General features: G+C 58.1%; 19 protein-coding genes and 3 pseudogenes. 6 read left to right on the top strand and 16 right to left on the bottom strand.

From position 1 onward, the window contains the following. Window positions 1–99 precede the first annotated feature (99 nt). The 9 genes from AXW79_RS23485 to AXW79_RS21040 all read right to left on the bottom strand — a co-directional run bounded on the left by AXW79_RS23485 (window position 100) and on the right by AXW79_RS21040 (window position 7,972). Complete coding sequence (locus AXW79_RS23485) at window positions 100–330, bottom strand: hypothetical protein (RefSeq protein WP_050804894.1); 231 nt, start codon at window positions 328–330, stop codon at window positions 100–102. 387 nt (window positions 331–717) lie between these two features. Continuing rightward, complete coding sequence (locus AXW79_RS21075; protein ID WP_005318284.1) at window positions 718–1,683, bottom strand: glycosyltransferase family 8 protein; 966 nt, start codon at window positions 1,681–1,683, stop codon at window positions 718–720. A 36-nt stretch (window positions 1,684–1,719) separates the two neighbouring features. Continuing rightward, window positions 1,720–2,673 (bottom strand): glycosyltransferase family 2 protein, encoded by a 954-nt coding sequence (locus AXW79_RS21070; RefSeq protein WP_011898240.1) that lies wholly within the window; start codon window positions 2,671–2,673, stop codon window positions 1,720–1,722. Window positions 2,674–2,844: 171 nt separating this feature from the next. Then, window positions 2,845–4,050, bottom strand: a complete 1,206-nt coding sequence (locus AXW79_RS21065; RefSeq protein ID WP_011898239.1) for an acyl-CoA reductase — start codon at window positions 4,048–4,050, stop codon at window positions 2,845–2,847. Continuing rightward, entirely contained in the window at window positions 4,029–5,087 is a 1,059-nt protein-coding gene (locus AXW79_RS21060) for a LuxE/PaaK family acyltransferase (protein ID WP_005318277.1), read from the bottom strand. Before AXW79_RS21060 ends, AXW79_RS21065 begins: the two co-directional genes overlap by 22 nt. Further along, window positions 5,087–6,457, bottom strand: coding sequence for an AMP-binding protein (locus AXW79_RS21055; RefSeq protein ID WP_005318275.1), 1,371 nt, complete (start codon window positions 6,455–6,457; stop codon window positions 5,087–5,089). Before AXW79_RS21055 ends, AXW79_RS21060 begins: the two co-directional genes overlap by 1 nt. Beyond that, window positions 6,457–7,206 carry an SDR family NAD(P)-dependent oxidoreductase gene (locus AXW79_RS21050; protein ID WP_005318273.1) on the bottom strand — a complete coding sequence of 250 codons (750 nt, stop codon included), beginning with the start codon at window positions 7,204–7,206 and terminating at the stop codon, window positions 6,457–6,459. The genes AXW79_RS21055 and AXW79_RS21050 overlap by 1 nt, the downstream gene beginning before the upstream one ends. Then, on the bottom strand, window positions 7,206–7,439 hold the full coding sequence (locus AXW79_RS21045; protein ID WP_005318271.1) for an acyl carrier protein: 234 nt from the start codon (window positions 7,437–7,439) through the stop codon (window positions 7,206–7,208). Before AXW79_RS21045 ends, AXW79_RS21050 begins: the two co-directional genes overlap by 1 nt. Continuing rightward, window positions 7,436–7,972, bottom strand: a complete 537-nt coding sequence (locus tag AXW79_RS21040; RefSeq protein WP_011898238.1) for a GNAT family N-acetyltransferase — start codon at window positions 7,970–7,972, stop codon at window positions 7,436–7,438. The genes AXW79_RS21045 and AXW79_RS21040 overlap by 4 nt, the downstream gene beginning before the upstream one ends. Before the next feature lie 165 nt (window positions 7,973–8,137). On the opposite strand from AXW79_RS21040, the gene pseF reads away from it, so the two are divergent. From pseF to AXW79_RS21015, 5 genes are read left to right on the top strand one after another with little or no spacing between them, the layout of a single operon-like run. After that, entirely contained in the window at window positions 8,138–8,833 is a 696-nt protein-coding gene (gene pseF, locus AXW79_RS21035; RefSeq protein WP_005318267.1) for a pseudaminic acid cytidylyltransferase, read from the top strand. Further along, a complete protein-coding gene (pseG, locus tag AXW79_RS21030; protein ID WP_005318266.1) occupies window positions 8,823–10,079 on the top strand; it encodes a UDP-2,4-diacetamido-2,4,6-trideoxy-beta-L-altropyranose hydrolase in 1,257 nt (418 codons plus the stop codon). Before pseF ends, pseG begins: the two co-directional genes overlap by 11 nt. A 6-nt stretch (window positions 10,080–10,085) precedes the next feature. Further along, window positions 10,086–11,132: a pseudaminic acid synthase gene (pseI, locus tag AXW79_RS21025; RefSeq protein ID WP_005318264.1), complete on the top strand. Its 1,047-nt coding sequence runs from the start codon at window positions 10,086–10,088 to the stop codon at window positions 11,130–11,132. Further along, window positions 11,125–12,339, top strand: a complete 1,215-nt coding sequence (locus AXW79_RS21020) for a motility associated factor glycosyltransferase family protein (protein WP_011898237.1) — start codon at window positions 11,125–11,127, stop codon at window positions 12,337–12,339. Before pseI ends, AXW79_RS21020 begins: the two co-directional genes overlap by 8 nt. Next, window positions 12,336–12,599, top strand: a complete 264-nt coding sequence (locus AXW79_RS21015; protein WP_011898236.1) for a hypothetical protein — start codon at window positions 12,336–12,338, stop codon at window positions 12,597–12,599. Before AXW79_RS21020 ends, AXW79_RS21015 begins: the two co-directional genes overlap by 4 nt. A gap of 144 nt (window positions 12,600–12,743) precedes the next feature. On the opposite strand, the pseudogene AXW79_RS23255 reads toward AXW79_RS21015, so the two are convergent. Beyond that, window positions 12,744–12,881, bottom strand: a pseudogene (locus tag AXW79_RS23255) (IS1595 family transposase); the annotation flags it as partial. Window positions 12,882–12,970: 89 nt separating this feature from the next. Here AXW79_RS23255 and AXW79_RS22590 point away from each other — a divergent pair. Further along, window positions 12,971–13,675: pseudogene (locus AXW79_RS22590) on the top strand (IS1 family transposase). 76 nt (window positions 13,676–13,751) lie between these two features. Here the strand turns inward: AXW79_RS22590 and AXW79_RS21010 are convergent. From AXW79_RS21010 to AXW79_RS20985, 6 genes and pseudogenes are all read right to left on the bottom strand, one after another. Beyond that, on the bottom strand, window positions 13,752–14,867 hold the full coding sequence (locus AXW79_RS21010) for a class I SAM-dependent methyltransferase (RefSeq protein ID WP_100766234.1): 1,116 nt from the start codon (window positions 14,865–14,867) through the stop codon (window positions 13,752–13,754). A gap of 132 nt (window positions 14,868–14,999) precedes the next feature. Next, window positions 15,000–16,286, bottom strand: a pseudogene (locus tag AXW79_RS21005) (DUF4910 domain-containing protein). Beyond that, the gene (locus AXW79_RS21000; RefSeq protein ID WP_005318259.1) at window positions 16,283–16,687 is read right to left on the bottom strand and encodes a VOC family protein; all 405 of its coding nucleotides are present in this window, start codon (window positions 16,685–16,687) and stop codon (window positions 16,283–16,285) included. Before AXW79_RS21000 ends, AXW79_RS21005 begins: the two are co-directional and overlap by 4 nt. Beyond that, complete coding sequence (locus AXW79_RS20995) at window positions 16,677–17,441, bottom strand: AAC(3) family N-acetyltransferase (RefSeq protein WP_005318257.1); 765 nt, start codon at window positions 17,439–17,441, stop codon at window positions 16,677–16,679. The genes AXW79_RS21000 and AXW79_RS20995 overlap by 11 nt, the downstream gene beginning before the upstream one ends. Then, window positions 17,438–17,650 (bottom strand): acyl carrier protein, encoded by a 213-nt coding sequence (locus AXW79_RS20990; protein ID WP_005318255.1) that lies wholly within the window; start codon window positions 17,648–17,650, stop codon window positions 17,438–17,440. Before AXW79_RS20990 ends, AXW79_RS20995 begins: the two co-directional genes overlap by 4 nt. Beyond that, window positions 17,643–19,325: an HAD-IIIC family phosphatase gene (locus tag AXW79_RS20985; RefSeq protein ID WP_011898230.1), complete on the bottom strand. Its 1,683-nt coding sequence runs from the start codon at window positions 19,323–19,325 to the stop codon at window positions 17,643–17,645. Before AXW79_RS20985 ends, AXW79_RS20990 begins: the two co-directional genes overlap by 8 nt. Between the last annotated feature and the right edge of the window lie 62 nt (window positions 19,326–19,387).

Genomic DNA, 19,387 nt, shown 5'->3' with positions numbered 1-19,387 from the left:
GATGGCCAACCTGCTGGCTCGAGTGAAATACTTCATGGATACCGTGTCTCCTTTCCCCGGGAATGGCTATGGCACAGCGAAGGTGTAGCTCTATTAGGATCAGTTATTTAGGGTAGCAAGTTCAGCTGACTTATAATAAGCTCCCCAGTCATAACCTGATGGTGTTGCACTCAATCTGGCCTGGATGAGATCTAGCACATCAATTTTTTGCTCATTCCCTATCGTGATCAATTTTGATGCAGGAACTCCCTGCTCCAATAAATATTCACTTATCTCATTCTTGAATGCCTGTGATGCAATAATAATCTGATCAGGCTGCTGCCAATCCATTAAATTTGGGGGTAGACAAACCAAATTTTCCTGGAGTTATTTTGACTGGAACTTTCGGTCTACTAACCAAGAAACTTGGCAATAGTTGACTGCACTTAATTGGTTTAGGAAGCTCTCACTTATCTCACCAGCGCAATATATAGCAACTGTCGCCCCCTTTTTAACCCTGTCAAAGGGAAACATTATAACATTCATTATATTATCCTGATAAACGATTATAGAATAAAAAAGCAAACATTTTATATATAAGCAAGACCAGTATTCGCCCCTATTTCATCTATAATCTCGGCCCGGTAAGGGATGGATGCAATTATTATGGCATCAATCATCTTTATATCCAAAATGTGGTGACTTATCTTTATACCCATAAATTCGCCATTTATATTTTTATCGACAATTATCGACAAAATGAACTATTGAATACTGACTCATATTATTTATCATTTCATAGCATAAGCGCCGACCTCTCTGACCTGCCCCCCAAACGACAACACGCGCACCATTAGGAAATTTCATTTTTAAGCGGGACAATATTTCCATATCATCTTGATCAAGATATGCCTGTAGCGGCTCACATGCATATTCAGTTTCAGCTCGACTTTCTAGGTAATGATCCTTGAAAGGATGGATGCAATATGCATGCCAAGGTTTTTCCTGACCACAGAAATGTACCAAGACAGGCATAGGCACATCCTGTTGCGCAAGATGATTAGGTTGAGCATTCCATTTAGTATCGAGATAGAATGTTTTTTTCTCCAATATAATGTTTAAAGCATCTTGGTCATTGTGCTCAAAACCATTATTATCAATGAGTAAGCCCAATGCTTGTTCACTGATATTTTTTTCTCGCCATTTATCTAGATCCATCAGCATAAAACCTGCGTTGAAATACTTTCCGGAGGATATTCCTCGTTCCTGTTGTTTCTCTTTATCATATCCCAGTATATGATCAGATACCACGGCAACGACTGCCTCCCCCATCTCAATCGACCAAAGCGAGCTGACATCCCCCACAGCAATCATGTCAGCATCGATAAACAAAACCTTCTCAATATTTTGCAAGACATTCGGGATAGCAAACCTATAATAGGCAACCTCATTCAATCTATTATTATAGAGGCTGCTGATGGGAATGTTTTTATAACTTGGTAAATTATCATGAAACTTGATTACTATGTTTTCAGAATTCAACTTCGATAGCTTAAATATATTCTCTCCATTAAGTCTAGCTAGAATATGACATTTCAGCTGGAAGTCCTGATTGAGATATTTTCCCAAGCTATGTATCAGGGCTGCCAAATGAACGGAAAAGGAATCATCAATACAGAAAGCAGCATGAATTATTTTTTTCATGTGGTTACTGACTCAGTTAATAAAATACGCATTCGATCAGCCAAAAATTTTCTCAAGTACTCGCTCTGGCTCATTTTTATGTTGCCATGCAAACTCATGGCGATCATCAAAAAACCACTGATACTGAACGGAATCAGTAATGAAATGATCAAACAACGCCCAGTTTCTGGCACGCAAAAAATACAGAGCTGCGGAAAACCAAAGATGGCTTTTCCCCCTTTTCACCAACAGCTCATCCATTCCTGCGTCAAGCGCTAAGTCACACGCGGCTAGCATATCTTGCAAGGCAAGCTTACGACATTCATCTGAAGCACGAATAGTTCCACAAATGCTGCCACCATGGACTCTATAACGCCCATATACCTGTGAAATACGGTCTATATTTCCTCCCAGATAAGATGAATTGATAATATGCCAAGAATAGTCGTTCACTACATGGCAATCAAGATTCACTGCATCCAACATTCTTTCATGCCGGCGGAAAGCACAGGAACTGGTATTGAAAAAGAGCCCATACTGGACCAGATGTTCCGGACCCGCTCGATCAGGGATATATTTGGCGTTGTAATAATCACTGCTGAATAGCGAGGTGGTACGATTTGAGTCACTATCAAATACTTCAGCCTCGTGATATACGAAACCACAATCGGGATGCCTATCCAGATGATTGGTCAGCGCCTGCAGCTTGCCGGGTAGAGCCAAATCATCTCCATCGACATAAACCATATACGTTCCCCGAGCTTGTTCCAGCAAAGCACGTATGGTCAGGCACACACCTATGTTTTTTTTGTTTTGCAAGACACGCAATCCCGGCCACTGCCGTGCCAGCCGCTGCATGATGGACCAGGAGTCATCACTAGAGCCGTCATCGATGGCGATCACCTCAAACTCGAAATCCGTTTGCTGCCCGAGCAGGCTGAGCAGGCTGAGCAGGCAGGGTTCGATGAAGCGCGCCAGATTGTAGACAGGCACCAATACGCTGACTTTCATAGGGAAATCCAAGAGAAGATGAGTAGAAAAAAAGCGGATAGGAGAAAATGGGCAAGGCTACCGCACGGTCCCTGTCAACCCTTCCCCCCTCTCTGTCAGGTTTTACTGCAAGAGATATGCCTGACCAAGCTAATCCATTGAAGCTGCGGGATTTATGTGAGCCACACCCGATTATTCATGCTGGGCGAGGCCACGGCTGCAAACTTGCAGCATGTCGATGCCATCCCAGTGCCACTCGAATGCCAGCGCCTGTCCCGGCGCCACCACCCTGTCTATGCGGCAGGTGGGCGCATTCGGCAAGGCATCCTCAAGCTGCGCCTTGTGTGCACCGACCCAGACACAGGTCTGCATATCCCACGGCTGCAATAGCAGCTCATTCAGGCTATCGGCCACAAACTCGGCGACTGTACCTCCTCCGACGTGTGCGAGCCGCAGGGAGGAGGCAGGAGTCAATAAGGTGACACCCGGGAATGCGCTCAGCTGCATCTCACCGTCCAGGGCGGCATTTTGTTGACTGTGGATGAGCCGCTCCATCACCAGAGCGGGATCGTCGGCAAAGGGAGCAAACAGGGTCTCCAGCAGTCGGCGGCGCAACTCGTCGTCGGGCTCGCCCAGCCAGCAGAGGGTAGTGGGGGAGGCGCAGGCCTGCTGATTGAAACGGGTACAGTCCTGTTGCAGAGCCCCCAGGGTTTGTTGCCAGCCCACAGCATCCAGCCCGGCCAGCCAGTGGCTGTCGAGCACCGCCATGGAGCGGCGATCCGGAAATACCACTTCCTGTGCACTTGGGGAGAGAGGAATGGCCCGCACCTGGCGGATGGTCTCGTCGCCGCCCCAGATGATGCGCAACCGGCAACGGGCCGACAGCCAGCCTGTGGTGCCTTCGTCGTAACCATAACGAATGAAGCGGGTGCGCATGGCGATCCCCTGCCACTCGAACTGGCTGAAGAGGTCGTTCAGTATGGCCAGCATGGCCTCCTGCACCGGATCGCGGCGTGACGACAGCCGCACCACGCAGGGATTGCCCATCAGCAGGGCCATCAACCAGGAGTAGAAGGCCACAGTTGGCACGTTGGAGGGCACCAGGTGAAACGTGACCCCCATCGGCCCCCGCCCCTGCAGCCGCTGCCGCTCTCTGGCCAGCTGGCGCGGCCGCAGCCAGAAGCCGAACGCAGCCAGATCGGGATGGCGCCGTCCCTCCTGTTGCAGGCGTGCAGACAGGGCCGCCACGAAGTCGCAGATGACGGGAGCAAAACAGGATAGCGGCTGCGGGCAGAACGTCTGCCAGCTGGCAGCCGGTGCCACGAAGTTGACGTCGGGCCCCGTCAACCAAAGCCCCTCTACCGCCTGCGGCGGCGTCACTGGAAGGTGTCGCTGCATCCCCTCACCTCGGCGCCTTGCTGGCGCCCTGATACCTGAAAATAACGGCCATGGCGGCCACAGGGGCAGTCATCCTCCCCCAGCAGCACGCCAAGATCCTCGGTCAGCAGGCTGTGGCCGGGATAACTGCCGGGAATGGCGGAGAGCACCTGCAACAAACCGGGCTGACCGACCCCGAGTGGCTGATGGGTGAGCGGATCGCGCACCTGCAGATCGGCAAACACGGGGGCATGCAGATGCCCCTGCTCGCACTCGACGAAGATGGATCCCACCTGCTCCACCATGCCATAGAAGTTGTGTACCCGACCCAGCCCCAACTGCTCGCGGCAGCGCGCCTTGAAGGCGGGATTGTCCACCGCCAGATGCTGCAGCTTCTTCCAGCCGCCGCTGTGAAACAAAATGCCCTGCTCAAAGGGCATGTGCAGTCCGCGCTCGCGCAGGGGCTCCAGCAGGCATTGCCAGACCATGAAGGTAAAGCCGAACAGCAACACAGGCTGACCGGCGTATTTGTCGCAAAACGCCTCTATCACCGGCCAGTTGGGCCGCATCTGCTCGTCGAGGGCATAGGTGTGGTCCCGGCCGAGGAAGGAGAGCCCCAGGGCACCGGCCCCGCGCGCCGAAAAGCCGTTGCGGTTCTGGATGAGGGCGGGCTGCTCCACCAGCAACATGGGCAGACGCTGCTTGCCGACAAACTCCTGCAGTATCTTCACCAGCACCTTGCTCTGCAACGCTGCGGTCTCCCGATCCAGCACTATCCGTGATGGCGCCCCCGTGGTGCCCGACGAGGTGAGCACCTTGAACACCTCGGCCTCGGGCACGCTCTGCCACTGGGCCAGCTTGAACAGCCGGGCCGCCAGATAGGGCAGAGCGCCATAATCGGCAGCCTCTGCCGTCCAGCCGAAGGCATGCAGCACATTGGCATAAGGGGGGCAGTGTTCGACATGGTGACGGGTCAGGGCATTGAGCCGCGCCAGCAACAGCGCCTGTTTGGCGGCCTGGGGCAGGTCGAAGATGGGGGCGGCGAGCAAGCTTTCCATCACGCCTCCTCCGCCAGTCTGGTCAGGGCGGCATAGTCAATCTTGTGGTTGGCGGTGCGCGGCAGCTGTGCCACCTGTATCACCCGCACCGCCCGTGGCGGCGCCTGCAGCCACTGTGCCAGCTCGCGCTGCAAGCCGTCAGCCGTCAGTTCGCCACGGGGTTCGACGACCACCAGCAGGCAGTCATCACGCCCACCGCAGGCACCCGACCAGCCCCAGCGATGAAGCTGGCTCTCGACCTCCGCCAGACTGATACGCTTGCCGAACAGCTTGAGAAAACGGCTGAGACGACCGCAGATGTAGTAACGGCCCGCCTCGTCACTGCGAGCCAGATCGCCGGTGGCCAGCTCCTGCAGCTGAGCGCCCTGCGCCAGATCCGAGATCGTGCTGGCGTAGCCCAGCATGACATTGTCACCGCGATAGACCAGCTCCCCCTCCCCGGGTTTGCCACCCTCCAGCTCGCGCAGGGAGAAGTGGCCGCCGGGAATGGCGCGACCAATGGCATCCGGATGGGTGACCACCTCGTGCGCCGCCAGCCAGGCCATGCGCGCCGTCGCCTCTGTCTGGCCATACATGACGAAGAAACGGCGCCCCAGCAGCAGGGCCTGCTCGGCAAACTGCTGCGCCAGCGCGGGTTCGAGTCGTCCACCAGCCTGGGTCAGGGTCTGCAGGGAAGGATAACGGGCCCAGTCAAAGCGCAGCCGGGCCAGCATCTGGTAGGTAAAGGGCACCCCGGCAAAACTGCTCACGCCGTGCTGCTCGACCTGCTGCCAGAAGCCGCGATCCAGCACGCTCCCCTCGCTTTGCACCAGGGAGGCACCCACCAGCAGATGGCTGTTGAGCACCGAGAGGCCATAGGAGTAGAACAGCGGCAGGCTGGTGATGGCACGCTCGGCCGCCGTCAGCGCCAGATAGTCGGCGATGGAGGCGGCGTTGGCCGCCAGATTGCGGCCCGAGAGGCGCACCCACTTGGCACTGCCCGTGCTGCCCGAGGTCGGCAACAGCACCGCCAGCTCGGGGTGCAGCAGTGGGCTGGTATCCCTGAGACGGATCAACTTCCCTTCTTCATTTACCCGGCAGGTCACTGCGAACTGCTGGCAGCTGGCATCGTGCTGGCTCGAAGGGAGAACGGGATCCGCCAGCATCACCGCATGTCCCAGCCTGAGCGCGGCCAGATAATGCAGCAGATGGGAAGTGCGGGTGAAGAAGGGCAGATAGACAAGGCTGCGCTCACTCGGGTAAGTCGCCGCCACTTGTGTCACCCGCTGTGCCAGCTCGCCGTAGGAGAGCCAGCCATCCAGCGGATCCAGCCAGGCCGGCGCCGGGTTATCCTCATGCAGATGAGCGAGTAGAGGATGGAGTTGCTTCATCAGACCAACATGCCTCCATCCACGCCTATGACCTGACCGGTCACGTAACTCGACAGGTCGGAGGCGAGGAACAGCGCTACCTTGGCCACCTCGTCCGGCGTGCCGATCCGCCCCATGGCGATGCTGGCGAGACGCTCGGCGAACTTCTGGTCAGGGATGGCACGCGCCATCTCGGTATCGATGAAGCCGGGGGCTATGGCGTTGACCCGGATCTGGCTGGTGGCCAGCTCCTTGGCCAGCGACTGGGTGATGCCGATCACCGCCGCCTTGCTGCCGGCATAGCTGCTCAGCCCGGCGGCGCCCACCCGTCCCATCAGGGAAGCGAGATTGATGATGCTGCCGCCACCGCTGCGCTGCATCAGGCGGGCGGCGTACTGGCTGCAATAGACAACGCTGAAAGCATTGTGGCTGAAGGTCTGCTCCAGCTGCGCCTGATTGACCATGCCGAGCAGCCCCTCTTCCAGTATCCCGGCATTGTTGACCAGTACATCCAGCTGACGGGTCTGGGCAAACAACTGCTGAAAGGCCTGCTTGACCGCCTGCGGCTCGGCCACATCGAAACAGAGCGGCTGGCAGGTGACACCAAACTCGGCGCCGAGGGCGGCCGCCAGCTGACTCATGGCCGCTTCATCGCGGCCCCCCAGCCAGAGCTCGGCTCCTTGCGCGGCGAACTGGCGGGCGATGGCGAGGCCAATGCCGCGCCCGGCGCCCGTGATCAGTACCCGCTTGCCCTGCAGCAGCCCCTGCATCAGAGGGCGACCCCGTATTTGGCCAGGATCTCCCGCGCCTTGGCGACCGAGCTCATGTCGATGATGTCATCGGTATCGAGCAGGACGCCGTAGCAATCCTCCAGCTGGGCGATCAGGCCCATGTGGGCGACGGAGTCCCACTGGGGAATGCTGTTGTAGGCCAGCCCGTCGCTGACGGTGCCGACGTCTATGCCGAGGGCATCGGCAAAAACCTGTTCCAACGCTGTAGTCATCTGAAAAATCTCCGTAGCCGTTCACGGGCGGCATAATAATCAGCGGGTTGCAGTTCAAGGGCGAGAAAGTCGCCCTCCTGCCCATGTTGGCGATAACCCAGCTGCTCGTTCAGGCGCAGGGCGGCACCGTTGCACGCGCGCACCAGGGTGCGGATGCAGCCGAGCTCGAAGGTATCGAAACCCTGATCGAGCTGGGACAGGGCGGCGGCAACGGCCAGCATGGGATGGCGCACAGTGGAGGTGCCCAGATAGAGACCCGCATCTGCCACCGGCTGCCCCTGCAACAGGTGGCGCGCTTCCCCCTTCAGATTGACGTAGCCTGCCCGCTGACCCCGGCACCAGAGCACCCAGTGCTGCTGATCCGGCCGCTCACGGCTGCTGGCAAACCACTGCCGTTGCTGGCGGGGAGAGATGAGCGCCTGTTCGACCATCTGCAGCCGTACCTCATCCTGATTGCGCCAGCGCCTCAGTGTGGGCAAGTCCCACGGCTGAACCGGGCGCAGCTCGACACCATAACTCATGCTCAATACCACCCACTTCCCATCACTTGCCCATGTTATCGACCATAGCAGGGCGATTCCGTAGCAAAGCTCAATAATATAAGATGAAAACTCGGTATAATCTCAAAAATAATCAAAGAGTTGTCAGCAATTATCCGGGCGGGGATGCCAGACCCCGTCCCTCAGGGAGAGAGCACCATGGCCATCGCCATCATTCCGGCCCGGGGCGGCAGCAAGCGCATTCCCCGCAAGAATATCCGCCCCTTCTGCGGCCAGCCCATGCTCGCCTACGCCATTCAGGCGGCCAGGGCAGCAGGCTGCTTCAGCCGAATTGTGGTCTCCACCGATGATGAGGAGATCGCCGACCTGGCCCGCCAACTCGGTGCCGAGGTGCCCTTCCTGCGCCCCGCCAGCCTGGCCGACGATCATACCGGCACCACCCCAGTGGTGATCGATGCCATCCGGCAACTCGACGGTCTCGGCATTCAAGCGGAATACTACTGCTGCATCTATGCCACAGTGCCTCTCATTCAGGCCGGCGATCTGAGCGCCGCCCACGACCGCCTGCTCGCCAGCCGGGCCCCCTTCGTCTACACGGTGGCCGAATTCGGCTTCCCCATCCAGCGGGCGGTGCGCATGGATGCACAGGGCAGAGTCAGCCCCTTCTGGCCGGAGCAGATGGCGCAACGCTCTCAGGATCTGGAACCCGCCTACCAGGATGCCGGCCAGTTCTACTGGGGGAGCCGCGCAGCCTGGCTGGGGGGTATCAGCCCGGTGGGCGGGGAAGGGATCGGCCATATTCTGCCAAGGCACAGGGTGGTCGACATAGATACGCCGGAAGACTGGCACCTGGCCGAACTGCTCTATCGGGTGCTGAGCCAGGATGGCGTTTAACGTCGCCTTCCGGCTCGATGCCGGAGCCGAAATCGGGCTGGGCCACCTGATGCGCTGCCTGGCTATCGCCGATCGGCTACGGGCGGCGGGGGCCGAGTGCCACTTCCTCTGCCACGACTTGCCCGCGCATCTGCTGCCGCTGTTGCATGCCCATCACCACCACCCTCTGACCACGCAGGACGACGCCGGCCCCCTGCCCCAACTACAGCCCGATTGGCTGGTGTTCGATCACTACCAAATTGACCACGTGGTCGAACAAGAACTGGCGGTCCACTGTGACCGCTTGCTGGTGATCGACGATCTGGCCGACCGTCCGCATCACTGCCAGTTGCTGCTGGATCAGGGACCACTGCGCACAGCCGCCGATTACCAACCGCTGATCCCGGCCGATTGCCGACTATTGCTTGGCACCGACTATGCCCTGCTGCGGCCTGCCTGTCGCCAACTGGCACGTCAACAAACCAGCCAGTGGCAGCGAGGGCTCATCTGCTTCGGCGGCGCCGACCCGGCCGGCGCCTGCCTCACCACCCTCAACAGTCTGGCCCGCTTGCCGTGGGCGCGAACCATCCAGTGGACCCTGGTGGCAGGCGGCGCCAACCCCTTCTGGCCCGAGCTGGAGCAGAGGGTGGCCGAGTTGCCCGAACTCAAGATCACGCTGCTGCGCCAGAGCGATCAGATGGCGCAGTTGATGAATCAGCACGACTTCACCATCGGCGCCGCCGGCGGCATGACCTGGGAGCGGGCCTGTCTCGGTCTGCCGACCCTGGCAGTGCCCATAGTCGACAACCAGCAGTTCAACGACGAAGTGATAGCCCGCTTCCAGCTGGCCGAGCGGCTGACGCTGGACGAGCTGGCCGAGCCGGCGCGGCTCATGCAGGCCTTGCAGCAACTGGCGCGACAGGCTGATGACTATCGCCAGCGCGGCCAGCAACAGGTGGATGGGCTGGGGCTGGATCGCCTCACCGCCTGGCTGCTGCCCCAACCTGATTATCAACTGATACCTGACGGCCAGCAGTGGCGGTTCCAGCAGGATGACAGACTTCTGCTTACCCTGACCCTGTGCGGCCCGCAGCTGGTATGGCAGGCCCATCCGTCACTCACGCCACAGCAATGGCAAGAGCTGGCACATCGCTTGCAAACAATTTTCTCCCAATTTCCCCTCTATCTTGCCGAGCCACCCAAGATAGCGCCCCCTGCCCCCTGGCAGCCGGCGCCGCAAGGCTGGCAACTTGGCATAGGAGCCTGACCACAGATGCAGATCGCCCATCAATCCATAGGCCCGGCGCAGGCGCCCTATGTGATCGCCGAACTCTCGGCCAACCATAACGGCAACCTGGAACGCGCGCTGGCCATCATGACCGCCGCCAAGGCGGCCGGGGCCAGTGCGGTCAAACTGCAGACCTACAGACCCGATACCATCACCCTCAGAAGCGATCGGCCCGAGTTCCAGATCCACGGCGGCCTGTGGGATGGTCACAGCCTGTATGACCTCTATGAGTGGGCGCACACGCCGTGGGAATGGCATCAGGCCTTGTTTGCCAAGGGGCGCGAGCTGGGGCTGACGGTGTTCAGCAGTCCGTTCGATTTCAGCGCCGTGGATCTGCTGGAATCCCTCGACTGCCCGGCCTACAAGATTGCCTCCTTCGAGCTGGTGGACCTGCCCCTGATCCGCTACGCCGCCCAGACCGGCAAGCCGCTCATCATGTCCACCGGCATGGCCAACGAGGCCGAGATCGCCGCCGCCGTCGAGATGGCGCTCAAGCATGGCAGCGGCCAGCTGGCGCTGCTGCACTGCGTCAGCGGCTATCCGGCGCCCGCGGCCGAATACAACCTGCGCACCATTCCCATGCTGCGCCAGCGCTTTGGCGTCGAGGTGGGGCTCTCCGATCACACCCTGGGATCGGCGACCGCCACCGCCGCCACAGCGCTCGGGGCGACCCTCGTCGAGAAACACTTCACCCTGGCCCGCGCCGACGGCGGGCCGGATTGCGCCTTCTCCATGGAACCTTCCGAACTCACCGAGCTCATTGCCTCGGTCAACACCGCCCATGCGGCGCTCGGGGTGGCCGACTACCAGCTCACCCAGAGCGAGCAGGGCAACCGCGCCTTTCGCCGCTCCCTCTATCTGGTCAAAGATATTGCGGCCGGAGAGGTGCTCACCGCCGCCCACATCAAGTCGGTGCGCCCCGCCCTCGGCCTGCCTCCCGCCGATTACGATCGACTCATCGGCAAGCGGGTCAGTCGCGACATGGCAGCCAATCAGCCGCTGAGCTGGGAGTGGATAGACAAAGATGAGTGATGAACTGTTCGCCCAGCACGGCAGGCTTATCCGCCAGCGCTGGCCAACCCTCTGGCCCCGCCTGCTGGCGCAGGACGTGGAGAGCATCCAGGCCGAGCTGCAGGCGGCCAGCCTGCCCGAGGTGGCCGTGCTGCACCTCTACGGCACAGGGCTCGGCGATCTGCCGCGCGCCCTGCTGGGCCGCTCCAGCCTCAAGCGGCTGGAAGTGAAGATCATGAATGGCGCCCTGTTTGCCCTGGTGCTGCGGCTGCTGGATCAGCAGGACTGGCTGGCTGATTCCAAGGTCGAACTGATGATGGCGGGGGACGAGAGCGAGATCCGCCCGCCCTTCTTCGCCCTGCCGCCCGAGCTGCAGCTGGTGGAAGACGCCGCAGCCCGTATCCGGGACCGGCTGGTGAGCGAGATAGACCTGCCGTTTGCCAGCGCCAGGTTCGATGCCGAGCATCCGGCTGTCACCCGCCGGCTGGCCGAAAACCGCGAGCTGCTGACGAGCGATGGCGACGTGGCCAGCCTGTTCGGGCTTGCACGAGGCAAACATGCCCTGATCGTCGCCAGCGGCCCGACCCTGCAGCACAACCTGGCCACCCTGCAGAAGCAGTTGCAGAGCCGTCGGCAGGACTATCTGCTGATCAGCGTCGATACTGCGCTGGCTTTTTTGCTGCGCCACGGCATCCGACCCGACATAGTGGTCACCATCGATGAGGCCATCTACGGCGACAGGCTGCCTGCCGCCCAGTCGGCCCAAACCCCCCTGGTCTACTATCCCATGGTCCCTACGGCAGCCCTGCTGGCTTGGCAGGGGCCGCGCAAGGCAGCCTACTCCCGCAGTCCCATGTACCAGACGCTGAGGCAGGAGATCCCCAAGGGAACCCTGCACTCGGGCGGCAGCGTCATCCATCCCGCCGTCGACCTCGCCGTGCAGATGGGCTGCCAGCAGGTCATTCTGCTGGGAACGGATTTTGCCTTCCCCGGCGAGCTAACCCACTCCGGATGGGCGGATGGGGCGCTCGGCCCCAGAGCCAGCCAGGCGCTCAGCTGGACCCTCGATGGACACGGGCGGCGGGTCAAGACCAATCCGAACTTCTCCGCCTATCGCATCGAACTTGAGCGATACATAGCGCGCCATCCCGAGGTGCATTTCTGGAACAGCAGCCGTGAAGGGGCCGAGATAGCGGGTTGCAGCTACCATCAGGAATACCTGTTATGAGGGATAGCCTGATAACCCGCATCACGGCGCTGGCACACCAGTTTCGGCTGGGACAATCGGTCGCAGCGAGTCAGACTCTGCCCATTTTGCTGCAGGAGACTCTCACCAAACAGGGCAGCCTGCCACCCGACCTGATAGCCTCCCTGCTCCACAGCCAAGAGCGGCAAGACTGGCTCGGGCTGGCCGACTACCTCGAATATGAGCTGGTGCATATCCTGACGACCCCTTCCTCTCCCACCATAGCAGGAGACGTGTCATGATCAAGACCACATCCAATTCATCTCGCAAGGAACTGCCACGCAGCCAAGCGTTCAGCGAATTATTGAGCTCCAGCCCACAGCTGAGCTGCAGAACAACCAGTGCCTCTACCCGACATTCCGCACCGGATCGGGGATTTATTTTGGCTATGTCCCAATTACGTGTTGCATGTGACGCCCCAGCACCTCATGTAGACAGTCCCTGATATCCACTCCCTTCCCGTAATGCTACAGAATTCTGCGCCAACCCAGATAATTCCAGAGGTAATGGGCCGCCACGCCATGGATGCCGTTCAATTCATTATCAAAATCACAGGCAACATATTTACACCATATTGCGGTGATGCCTCCGATCGGTTGAGACGGTATGATGGGTGCTTTTGAGACTCAGCTCTTCATGGCATTCATCACCGTTCACTGTCTTCGTTGCCACTATCTCCACGGTAAGACCCCTGCTGGCCACATTCACTATCGTTGCCCTGCCTGCTCCCACGTTTTTCAGCTCACCTACACCTATGAAGCCCGTGAACCTAGCGTCAAAGAGAAGATTGTTGAAATGGCCTTCAACGGCTCAAGTATTCGTGATGCCGCTCGCGTTCTCAACATTGGTATTAACACCGTCCTGCGCACCCTAAAAACTCACCCCAAGGCAAGTGACAACCGAAAAAGTTGTGCTGGACGATGTCACGCTTATCTACGAACTCGATGAGCAATGGGCGTATGTCGGCAACAAAAACAATCGATATTGGCTGTGGTATGCCTTTGATACCAAAAAGAAAACGTGTTGTTGCCTATACCCTTGGCCCGCGCAACGATGAAACATGCCTTAAACTACTGAGCCTGTTGGCCCCCTTCAGCTTGGCTTTATCACCAGTGATGACTGGGATAGCTACACCACAGAAGTCCCCTGCAAGATACATCTGACTGGGAAAATCTTCACGCAACGTATCGAGTGTAACAACCTGACGCTCAGAACGCGCCTCAAGCGACTAGCTCACAAAACCATCTGCTTTTCTCGCTCTGTTGAGCTCCACGAGAAAGTCATCGGCGCCTTCATCGACAAGCATCACTTCAACTGATTGGAGGCATCACCAAGTAGCGTAAACAAGACACCGGTTTGAGGCCGGTGTCAGGTGATAACTAGATCTGTACATTTTAGGCATAACTAAAAACCTCAACATGGTCATACGTTATGCCACTGAGCCTAATTGAATCAAATATCTCTTTATAGAAGCTGGATGCAATCACCAAGTTATTGATATGTAAATTACCAATAGTACTATAATGGTTAACTTTCAAGTTCACACCAGGAATCGTAAGATTAGACTTATTCCTATCTCCGTCAATAACGACTATTTTGGTATTGTCCAACACATCTCGCTCTATTTCATTCAGAAGAATGACCGATGCTGAACCTGCTCCCCACCAAAAAACAGTATCTTTACCTCTAAGAAAATCATTAACTCTCTCACGAGATGATTCACAGCTATTTTTAATATCTACAAGATTTGGCATATACTTAATCTTGTCGAACACTAGATCTACTTCCCGACATTGTGTATTTTCACTCTTAGTAAATACAACTCTTAAACTGCCATTTTCAATGCAAAAATCTATTACTTTTAAATCATTGTCTCGAGACAAAACCTGCATGAAATAAAGATTGTAATAGAATAGGTGTTGAACGTGAAAACCACCAAAGTTTGGAACCTCAATTACAATTTTCCCTGTCTCATTCAATGTTGAAGACATTAATCTGAAAATTGAGAATGGCTCTTCAAAATGCTCGAACACATGCATCAGATAATAGCCATCGATTTTATTTTTAGCATGAGTGGCATCAAAATAACCTTTTATGACATTGAGTCCCAATGCCTTCGCACTATCAGCCTGAGGGCCTGGCTCAATTCCCGTCACATTAGAAAAACCAATATCTCTGAGTTTTTTCAAAAGATACCCTTCCGAACAACCGATTTCTATTATTTCATCATTTACACTAAAATGCTTTTTGATAGTATCAATCATCCCATCATATTTAGTAACGCCAATATTATTGAGAGGAGAAATATATAAATAGTTATCATATATCTCAGTTAACTCTTCCGATGATAATTTCTTCGATGCAAAACCGACTAGGCAATCCTTGCAAGCACTGATCTGCATCTCTGCCACTTTCACGGGAAAATTGCCAGAATATGCAGATAAGACTGTTGGCATTTTTCTCTCAAGGAAAACCAATGTGTTATCACCGTGACAATATGGGCACTTCATAAGTCTCTCCTTAAAGCATGACCAAGGTAGATAAAGTGGCATTTTTCTGCCATACAAAACATGTGATATTCGATAAGGAGCTGAGGTATGATCACTATCATATTTACCAACCCCATACACTCCAAGTAATGATTATTTTGTAAGTGCATTTTCAAGAACGGGGCTATGTTGACGTAGCAACCCCGCGTCAAGAAGTGATCTAGCGAGCGGCGCCACCCGCCAGAAAGGCACCTTGATGGTCTCGGCGATCTCGAACAGGGTCAGCTGGCCATCGCTGTAGGCCAGCAGATTCATCATCTCCCTCACCTGCCAACCGGAATAGCGGGTCGACAGATCCGGATAGAGACCCCGCTTGCCCAGCTGGGGCTCTCCCAGCACTGTCACCTCGCAACGCTCATCCAGTTCCAGACACTCGATGGCCCGTCGCAGCGCCAGGAAACCGCCCGCCAGACCGGCAGGGGTCACCAGCGAGAGATCATCCAGCGAGGTGTGGTATTCGACATAGCAGCCATATTTGCTGCGCATCAGAGTAGTGACCGGCAGATCGATGCCGGGGGCGCAAAGCTGGCGCTCGTTGGAACCTCGCTCCAGGAAGCTGTAAGCCTTGTAACCAGGCGCCAGGTGGCCCAGCACATGACGGCCGATGCGATCGGCCAGCGTGTTGCCCTGGCGTGAGGGCAGGAAGGAGTAGCTGCGCTCATCTCCCAGGCAGGTCAGGTTGAAGCCGGCCAGTGTGTGCTACTTGAGGTGGTCCAGATGGCGGGAGAGGTAGACGATGGCCCCCAGGGTTTCGGGCACCAGCATCAACCGATAGCTGTAACGGCGCTTTGGCAGGGAGGCGAGCCAGGCCATCAGGAAGACACCGACACAGGGGCCTGACAGCTCGTTGTTGGCCATGGAGGGGTGGCAGGTGTAGCTGGACAGCAGTATCTCCTGCTCGCTCTCTCCCGGCAGCGCCTCACGCACCTTGTGCGGCAGGCAGAAGCCCCAGCGACGCTTGTAGTAGGAGGTGACATAAGGGATGGCATCCGGCATGTCGGGCAAGGAGTGCAGATGAGGCTGCAGTTCGGCCAGGGAAAGGGTGCAGCGCACCGGCTCCGAGTAGCCCACCAGATGCAGGTTGTGATCCTTGAAATCCACCACCTTGCGACCGTCCGGCCCCACTATGTAGGCCTGCTGTACGTTCCACTCATCGGGCACTGTCCAGTCGAAACATTCGGTGCCACTGGCCACCTCCCTGATCTGCAGATCAGGCAGGCAGTGCTGGCGGATCAGGGCCAGAGTCTGGCGCACGCCATCACCGGTCAGGCTGCGGTTGAGGGGGAACAGCAGGGTCAACAAGCGATGCAACTGCTCGCCGAGCTGCCCCTGATCGTCCCAGTCTGTGGGCAGATAGTCGCTCTTTGGTGAAAAACTCATGCGGTGGGTGCCTCGATCAACTCGACTATATGGCCAAGGGGGCTCAGGAAAAACTGGACGTGGGCACCGCCAAAGGCGATGGCCGGCTGGCTGGGGCCGAGGGGAAGGTGACGCTGATCTCGCAGTCTGGCGGCACTCTCAGCGAGGCAGGGCACCCGATAGGCCAGATGATTGATGACGTTGCGCCGGGTCTTGAGCACCTGGGTCACAGGACTATCCTCTGTCGCCGGCGCCACCAGCTCATAGCAAAGTCCGCCCTCATCGTGCACGAACTGCACCCATACCTTCTGCAACGGATCTTCCACCGCCACCGAGAAGCGAGTCAGCCCCAGCACCTCCCGGCAATAGGCCTCACCGCTGGCGAGATCCGGCACCACCAGACCTATATGGTCAAACTGCATGGGATTCCCCTCCTGCACGGATCAGGGCGAATGGCGCCGTCGCCACCAGTTCACTGGCGGCCAGAATGAAATCGCGACAGGACACGGCCCAGACTGGTACCCGCTGGCACAGGGTCTGATGCCAGGCGCCCCTCTCCTGCAACAGGGCCACCAGCCGGGAGAGGTCGATTTCGCTGGCCAGCGCCAGATCCCGCACATAGTAGTCGGCCTGCCAGTCGCGCAAGGCTCCGGCGACGCACACCTGCCCCTCGAACAATTTGTGATAGCGATAGGGGACGGCCAGCCGTTGCTCCACATAGTGGGTAAAGGTGATCCTGTCCGGGTGACAGCCCAATCCCAGCAACCAGCCATCCTGCTCCGCCAGCCAGCCAAACGGGCTCTCCTGACCGAAGCAGTCGTGACACTCACGGGCCGCAAGCTCGGCCCCGTGGGGGCCACTGATGGCAAAGCTGAAGATGGGATCCAGTGTGCGGGTGACGCCGTCACGCTGCCTGAATACCTCCGTCATCAGCCCCACCTTGCTCGGGGTGGCTGCCGGGTCGAAACACTCGCCCGCCATTGGGCTGTAGGTGAAGGTCGGCACCAGCAGATCCCCCGCCAGCCACTGCTCCAGGTGCATCCAGAAGGTGGCTATCCCCTGGGCATTGCCCATACCGGGAAACTGGGCCACGACCATGGCATCCGAGTGCACCATGAGGGCGCTCCCCTTGGGGATCCCCAGTTCGCTCAGCGCCTGTTCGATGGCCTGTTTCACTCGGCAACCCCTTTGCGCAGCAGAGCCTGTCTGATATCGGCCAGCTCCTGCGGTTCGAACCGCACGGCAAAGTGCTGCTCGATGAGCAGCAGCAGATTGAAGTGTCCCAGAGAGTCCCACTCGGGAAAGCTGCCGAGACCGAGGGCGGCCTGCTCGTTGATGCTGGCATGGGGAAATTGCTGGCGAACCAGCGCGATGAGGTCATTCATTGGCATAAAACTCCAGAAACGGGAGAGAAAGAGAGGGGAGATCCAGGCAGAGGAACATCTCGTCCGCCAGCGGCGTCAATCCCGCTGGAGTGGTTATCGACCGGGTCGGCAGGGTCGCCAGAAAATCCCGCGCCGGCTGGTTGCGATCCGTGGGCACCATGCTTATCACCAGTTGGTCAACGCCTTTTGCCATCAGTCGGGCAGCCACTTGCGCCAGCAGCCAGTGTTCGAAGCCTCGCCCCAGTACCCGACAGCTGATGGCCAGGGTATCGAGCAGCACGGCCCCATCATTGAGGGGGCGTAGCACCAGCAGGGCCGTCATGCCGTGATCGGCAAACTTGTCCCGCAGCGAGGCCAGCCAGACCTCGCCCTGCGTACTGGCAAGCTGTGCCAGCTCACCCGCCTGATAACGCCGGGCGGAGAGATTGAACTGGTTGGTCTTCTGGCTCAGCTGCTCGGCCCGCAGCTGGGTGCTTTGGGAGAGCGGCTGCCAGCCCGCCCGCAGCCCCAACTGTTGCAAGAAGGCCTGTTCGTCGCCCAGTTGCTGGCGCACTGCATTCGCCTCTGCCTGTGCCTGATAGGAGCCTTGGCGCAAGCCGTCATCCCGGCTCTGGTGGCGGCTTTGCAGCTCGGCGAGCGTCATCAGCGCATCGGGCCAACCCCAGATCTCGGCGGGGGGCGTGATGACGGTGACCTCGGGGCAATTGGCACGCACCTCGGCACGCTCCAGCTCGCTGTCATCCCAGAACACCAGACTGTCCAGCCCCACATTGAGCCGCGCGGCCAGGCGCCGCAGGCCGGCTGACTTGGACTCCCAGCCAATCTCGGCCGCGGCTATATGCTGACGCTCAAGCACCATGCCCTGGTGCTGATCGAACAGCCGCCACACATCGTCGGCCAGATTCTTGGAGCAGAGCGCCAATATGACGCCCTGCCCATGCCAGTAAATGGCCGCCTGCTGGAAGGCTTGATAGAGGCGCCCCACCCCATCCTGCCCCAGCAGGACGCCACCCACGCCATCTTCGCCGACCACGCCACCCCAGAGGGTATTGTCGCAATCGAGCACCAGCACCTTGTGAGCTGGCCTGTGCAGCCGCTGCAGCAAGGCAGCAATCCACTGAGCCAGACTGGCCAACCCGGCCATGGAGAAGGGGCAGGACATCAGATAGTGATTGCGGTTGTCGAAACAGTGGTGGCGACCCTGCTGTTGCAACCAGAGCTGCAGATGCAGGTCATCCAGGCCGGGATGCTGCCGCCGCAAATGGGCAAGCTGGCGCTCACATTCATGGGCCAGACAGGCAAGCGCTGAGGGCGCAGCCCCAAATACGGAGACAGGGGAACGACTGCAGACCCCGACCAGCAGGTGATCCTGCGGCCGACGCTGCAAACGTTGTTGCAGGGGCTGACAGAGTGATGCGACGAAGGCGGCCACAGCCAGCTGTTGCGCCTCTTGTGCCAAACCGCTCCACGCTACCAGCGTCTGTGCCGGCACCAGATCTTCCCACAGCCAGATGATGATGTGAGTCTGGGGGGCAACCGCTTCAGATGGATTCATCAGGGTTTGCAGCCACTGTCCATGGGGCGCGACCTGCACCTCGCCATGGACAGCCAGCGACCGCCAGGCCAGATTGCCCGGCATCAAGAATGAACTGCCACTGAGATGAATCGTCGTCATGACTTCCCCCGCTCCGCTATCGGCGCCATCCAGATTGCAATGGCATGGCTGGATCGTCTTTG

Origin of the sequence: Aeromonas salmonicida subsp. salmonicida (genome assembly GCF_001643305.1) — a bacterium.
Lineage (GTDB): Bacteria > Pseudomonadota > Gammaproteobacteria > Enterobacterales > Aeromonadaceae > Aeromonas > Aeromonas salmonicida.
The sequence above is the reverse complement of the archived record's forward strand: the minus strand, read 5'-3'. Positions and strand labels throughout refer to the sequence as shown.

What these genes read in the sequence shown, in the direction of transcription:
- AXW79_RS21050 (WP_005318273.1), bottom strand. Translation starts at nt 7,206, where the DNA reads ATGCAGGGGCTGCTGCAGGGCAAGCGGGTACTGATCACGGGCGCCGGG.
- AXW79_RS21045 (WP_005318271.1), bottom strand. Translation starts at nt 7,439, where the DNA reads ATGACTACAGCGTTGGAACAGGTTTTTGCCGATGCCCTCGGCATAGAC.
- AXW79_RS21020 (WP_011898237.1), top strand. Translation starts at nt 11,125, where the DNA reads ATGAGTGATGAACTGTTCGCCCAGCACGGCAGGCTTATCCGCCAGCGC.
- pseG (WP_005318266.1), top strand. Translation starts at nt 8,823, where the DNA reads ATGGCGTTTAACGTCGCCTTCCGGCTCGATGCCGGAGCCGAAATCGGG.
- AXW79_RS21060 (WP_005318277.1), bottom strand. Translation starts at nt 5,087, where the DNA reads ATGGAAAGCTTGCTCGCCGCCCCCATCTTCGACCTGCCCCAGGCCGCC.
- AXW79_RS21000 (WP_005318259.1), bottom strand. Translation starts at nt 16,687, where the DNA reads ATGCAGTTTGACCATATAGGTCTGGTGGTGCCGGATCTCGCCAGCGGT.
- AXW79_RS21075 (WP_005318284.1), bottom strand. Translation starts at nt 1,683, where the DNA reads ATGAAAAAAATAATTCATGCTGCTTTCTGTATTGATGATTCCTTTTCC.
- AXW79_RS23485 (WP_050804894.1), bottom strand. Translation starts at nt 330, where the DNA reads ATGGATTGGCAGCAGCCTGATCAGATTATTATTGCATCACAGGCATTC.
- AXW79_RS20990 (WP_005318255.1), bottom strand. Translation starts at nt 17,650, where the DNA reads ATGAATGACCTCATCGCGCTGGTTCGCCAGCAATTTCCCCATGCCAGC.
- pseI (WP_005318264.1), top strand. Translation starts at nt 10,086, where the DNA reads ATGCAGATCGCCCATCAATCCATAGGCCCGGCGCAGGCGCCCTATGTG.
- AXW79_RS21010 (WP_100766234.1), bottom strand. Translation starts at nt 14,867, where the DNA reads ATGAAGTGCCCATATTGTCACGGTGATAACACATTGGTTTTCCTTGAG.
- AXW79_RS21070 (WP_011898240.1), bottom strand. Translation starts at nt 2,673, where the DNA reads ATGAAAGTCAGCGTATTGGTGCCTGTCTACAATCTGGCGCGCTTCATC.
- AXW79_RS21055 (WP_005318275.1), bottom strand. Translation starts at nt 6,457, where the DNA reads ATGAAGCAACTCCATCCTCTACTCGCTCATCTGCATGAGGATAACCCG.
- pseF (WP_005318267.1), top strand. Translation starts at nt 8,138, where the DNA reads ATGGCCATCGCCATCATTCCGGCCCGGGGCGGCAGCAAGCGCATTCCC.
- AXW79_RS21065 (WP_011898239.1), bottom strand. Translation starts at nt 4,050, where the DNA reads ATGCAGCGACACCTTCCAGTGACGCCGCCGCAGGCGGTAGAGGGGCTT.
- AXW79_RS20985 (WP_011898230.1), bottom strand. Translation starts at nt 19,325, where the DNA reads ATGACGACGATTCATCTCAGTGGCAGTTCATTCTTGATGCCGGGCAAT.
- AXW79_RS21015 (WP_011898236.1), top strand. Translation starts at nt 12,336, where the DNA reads ATGAGGGATAGCCTGATAACCCGCATCACGGCGCTGGCACACCAGTTT.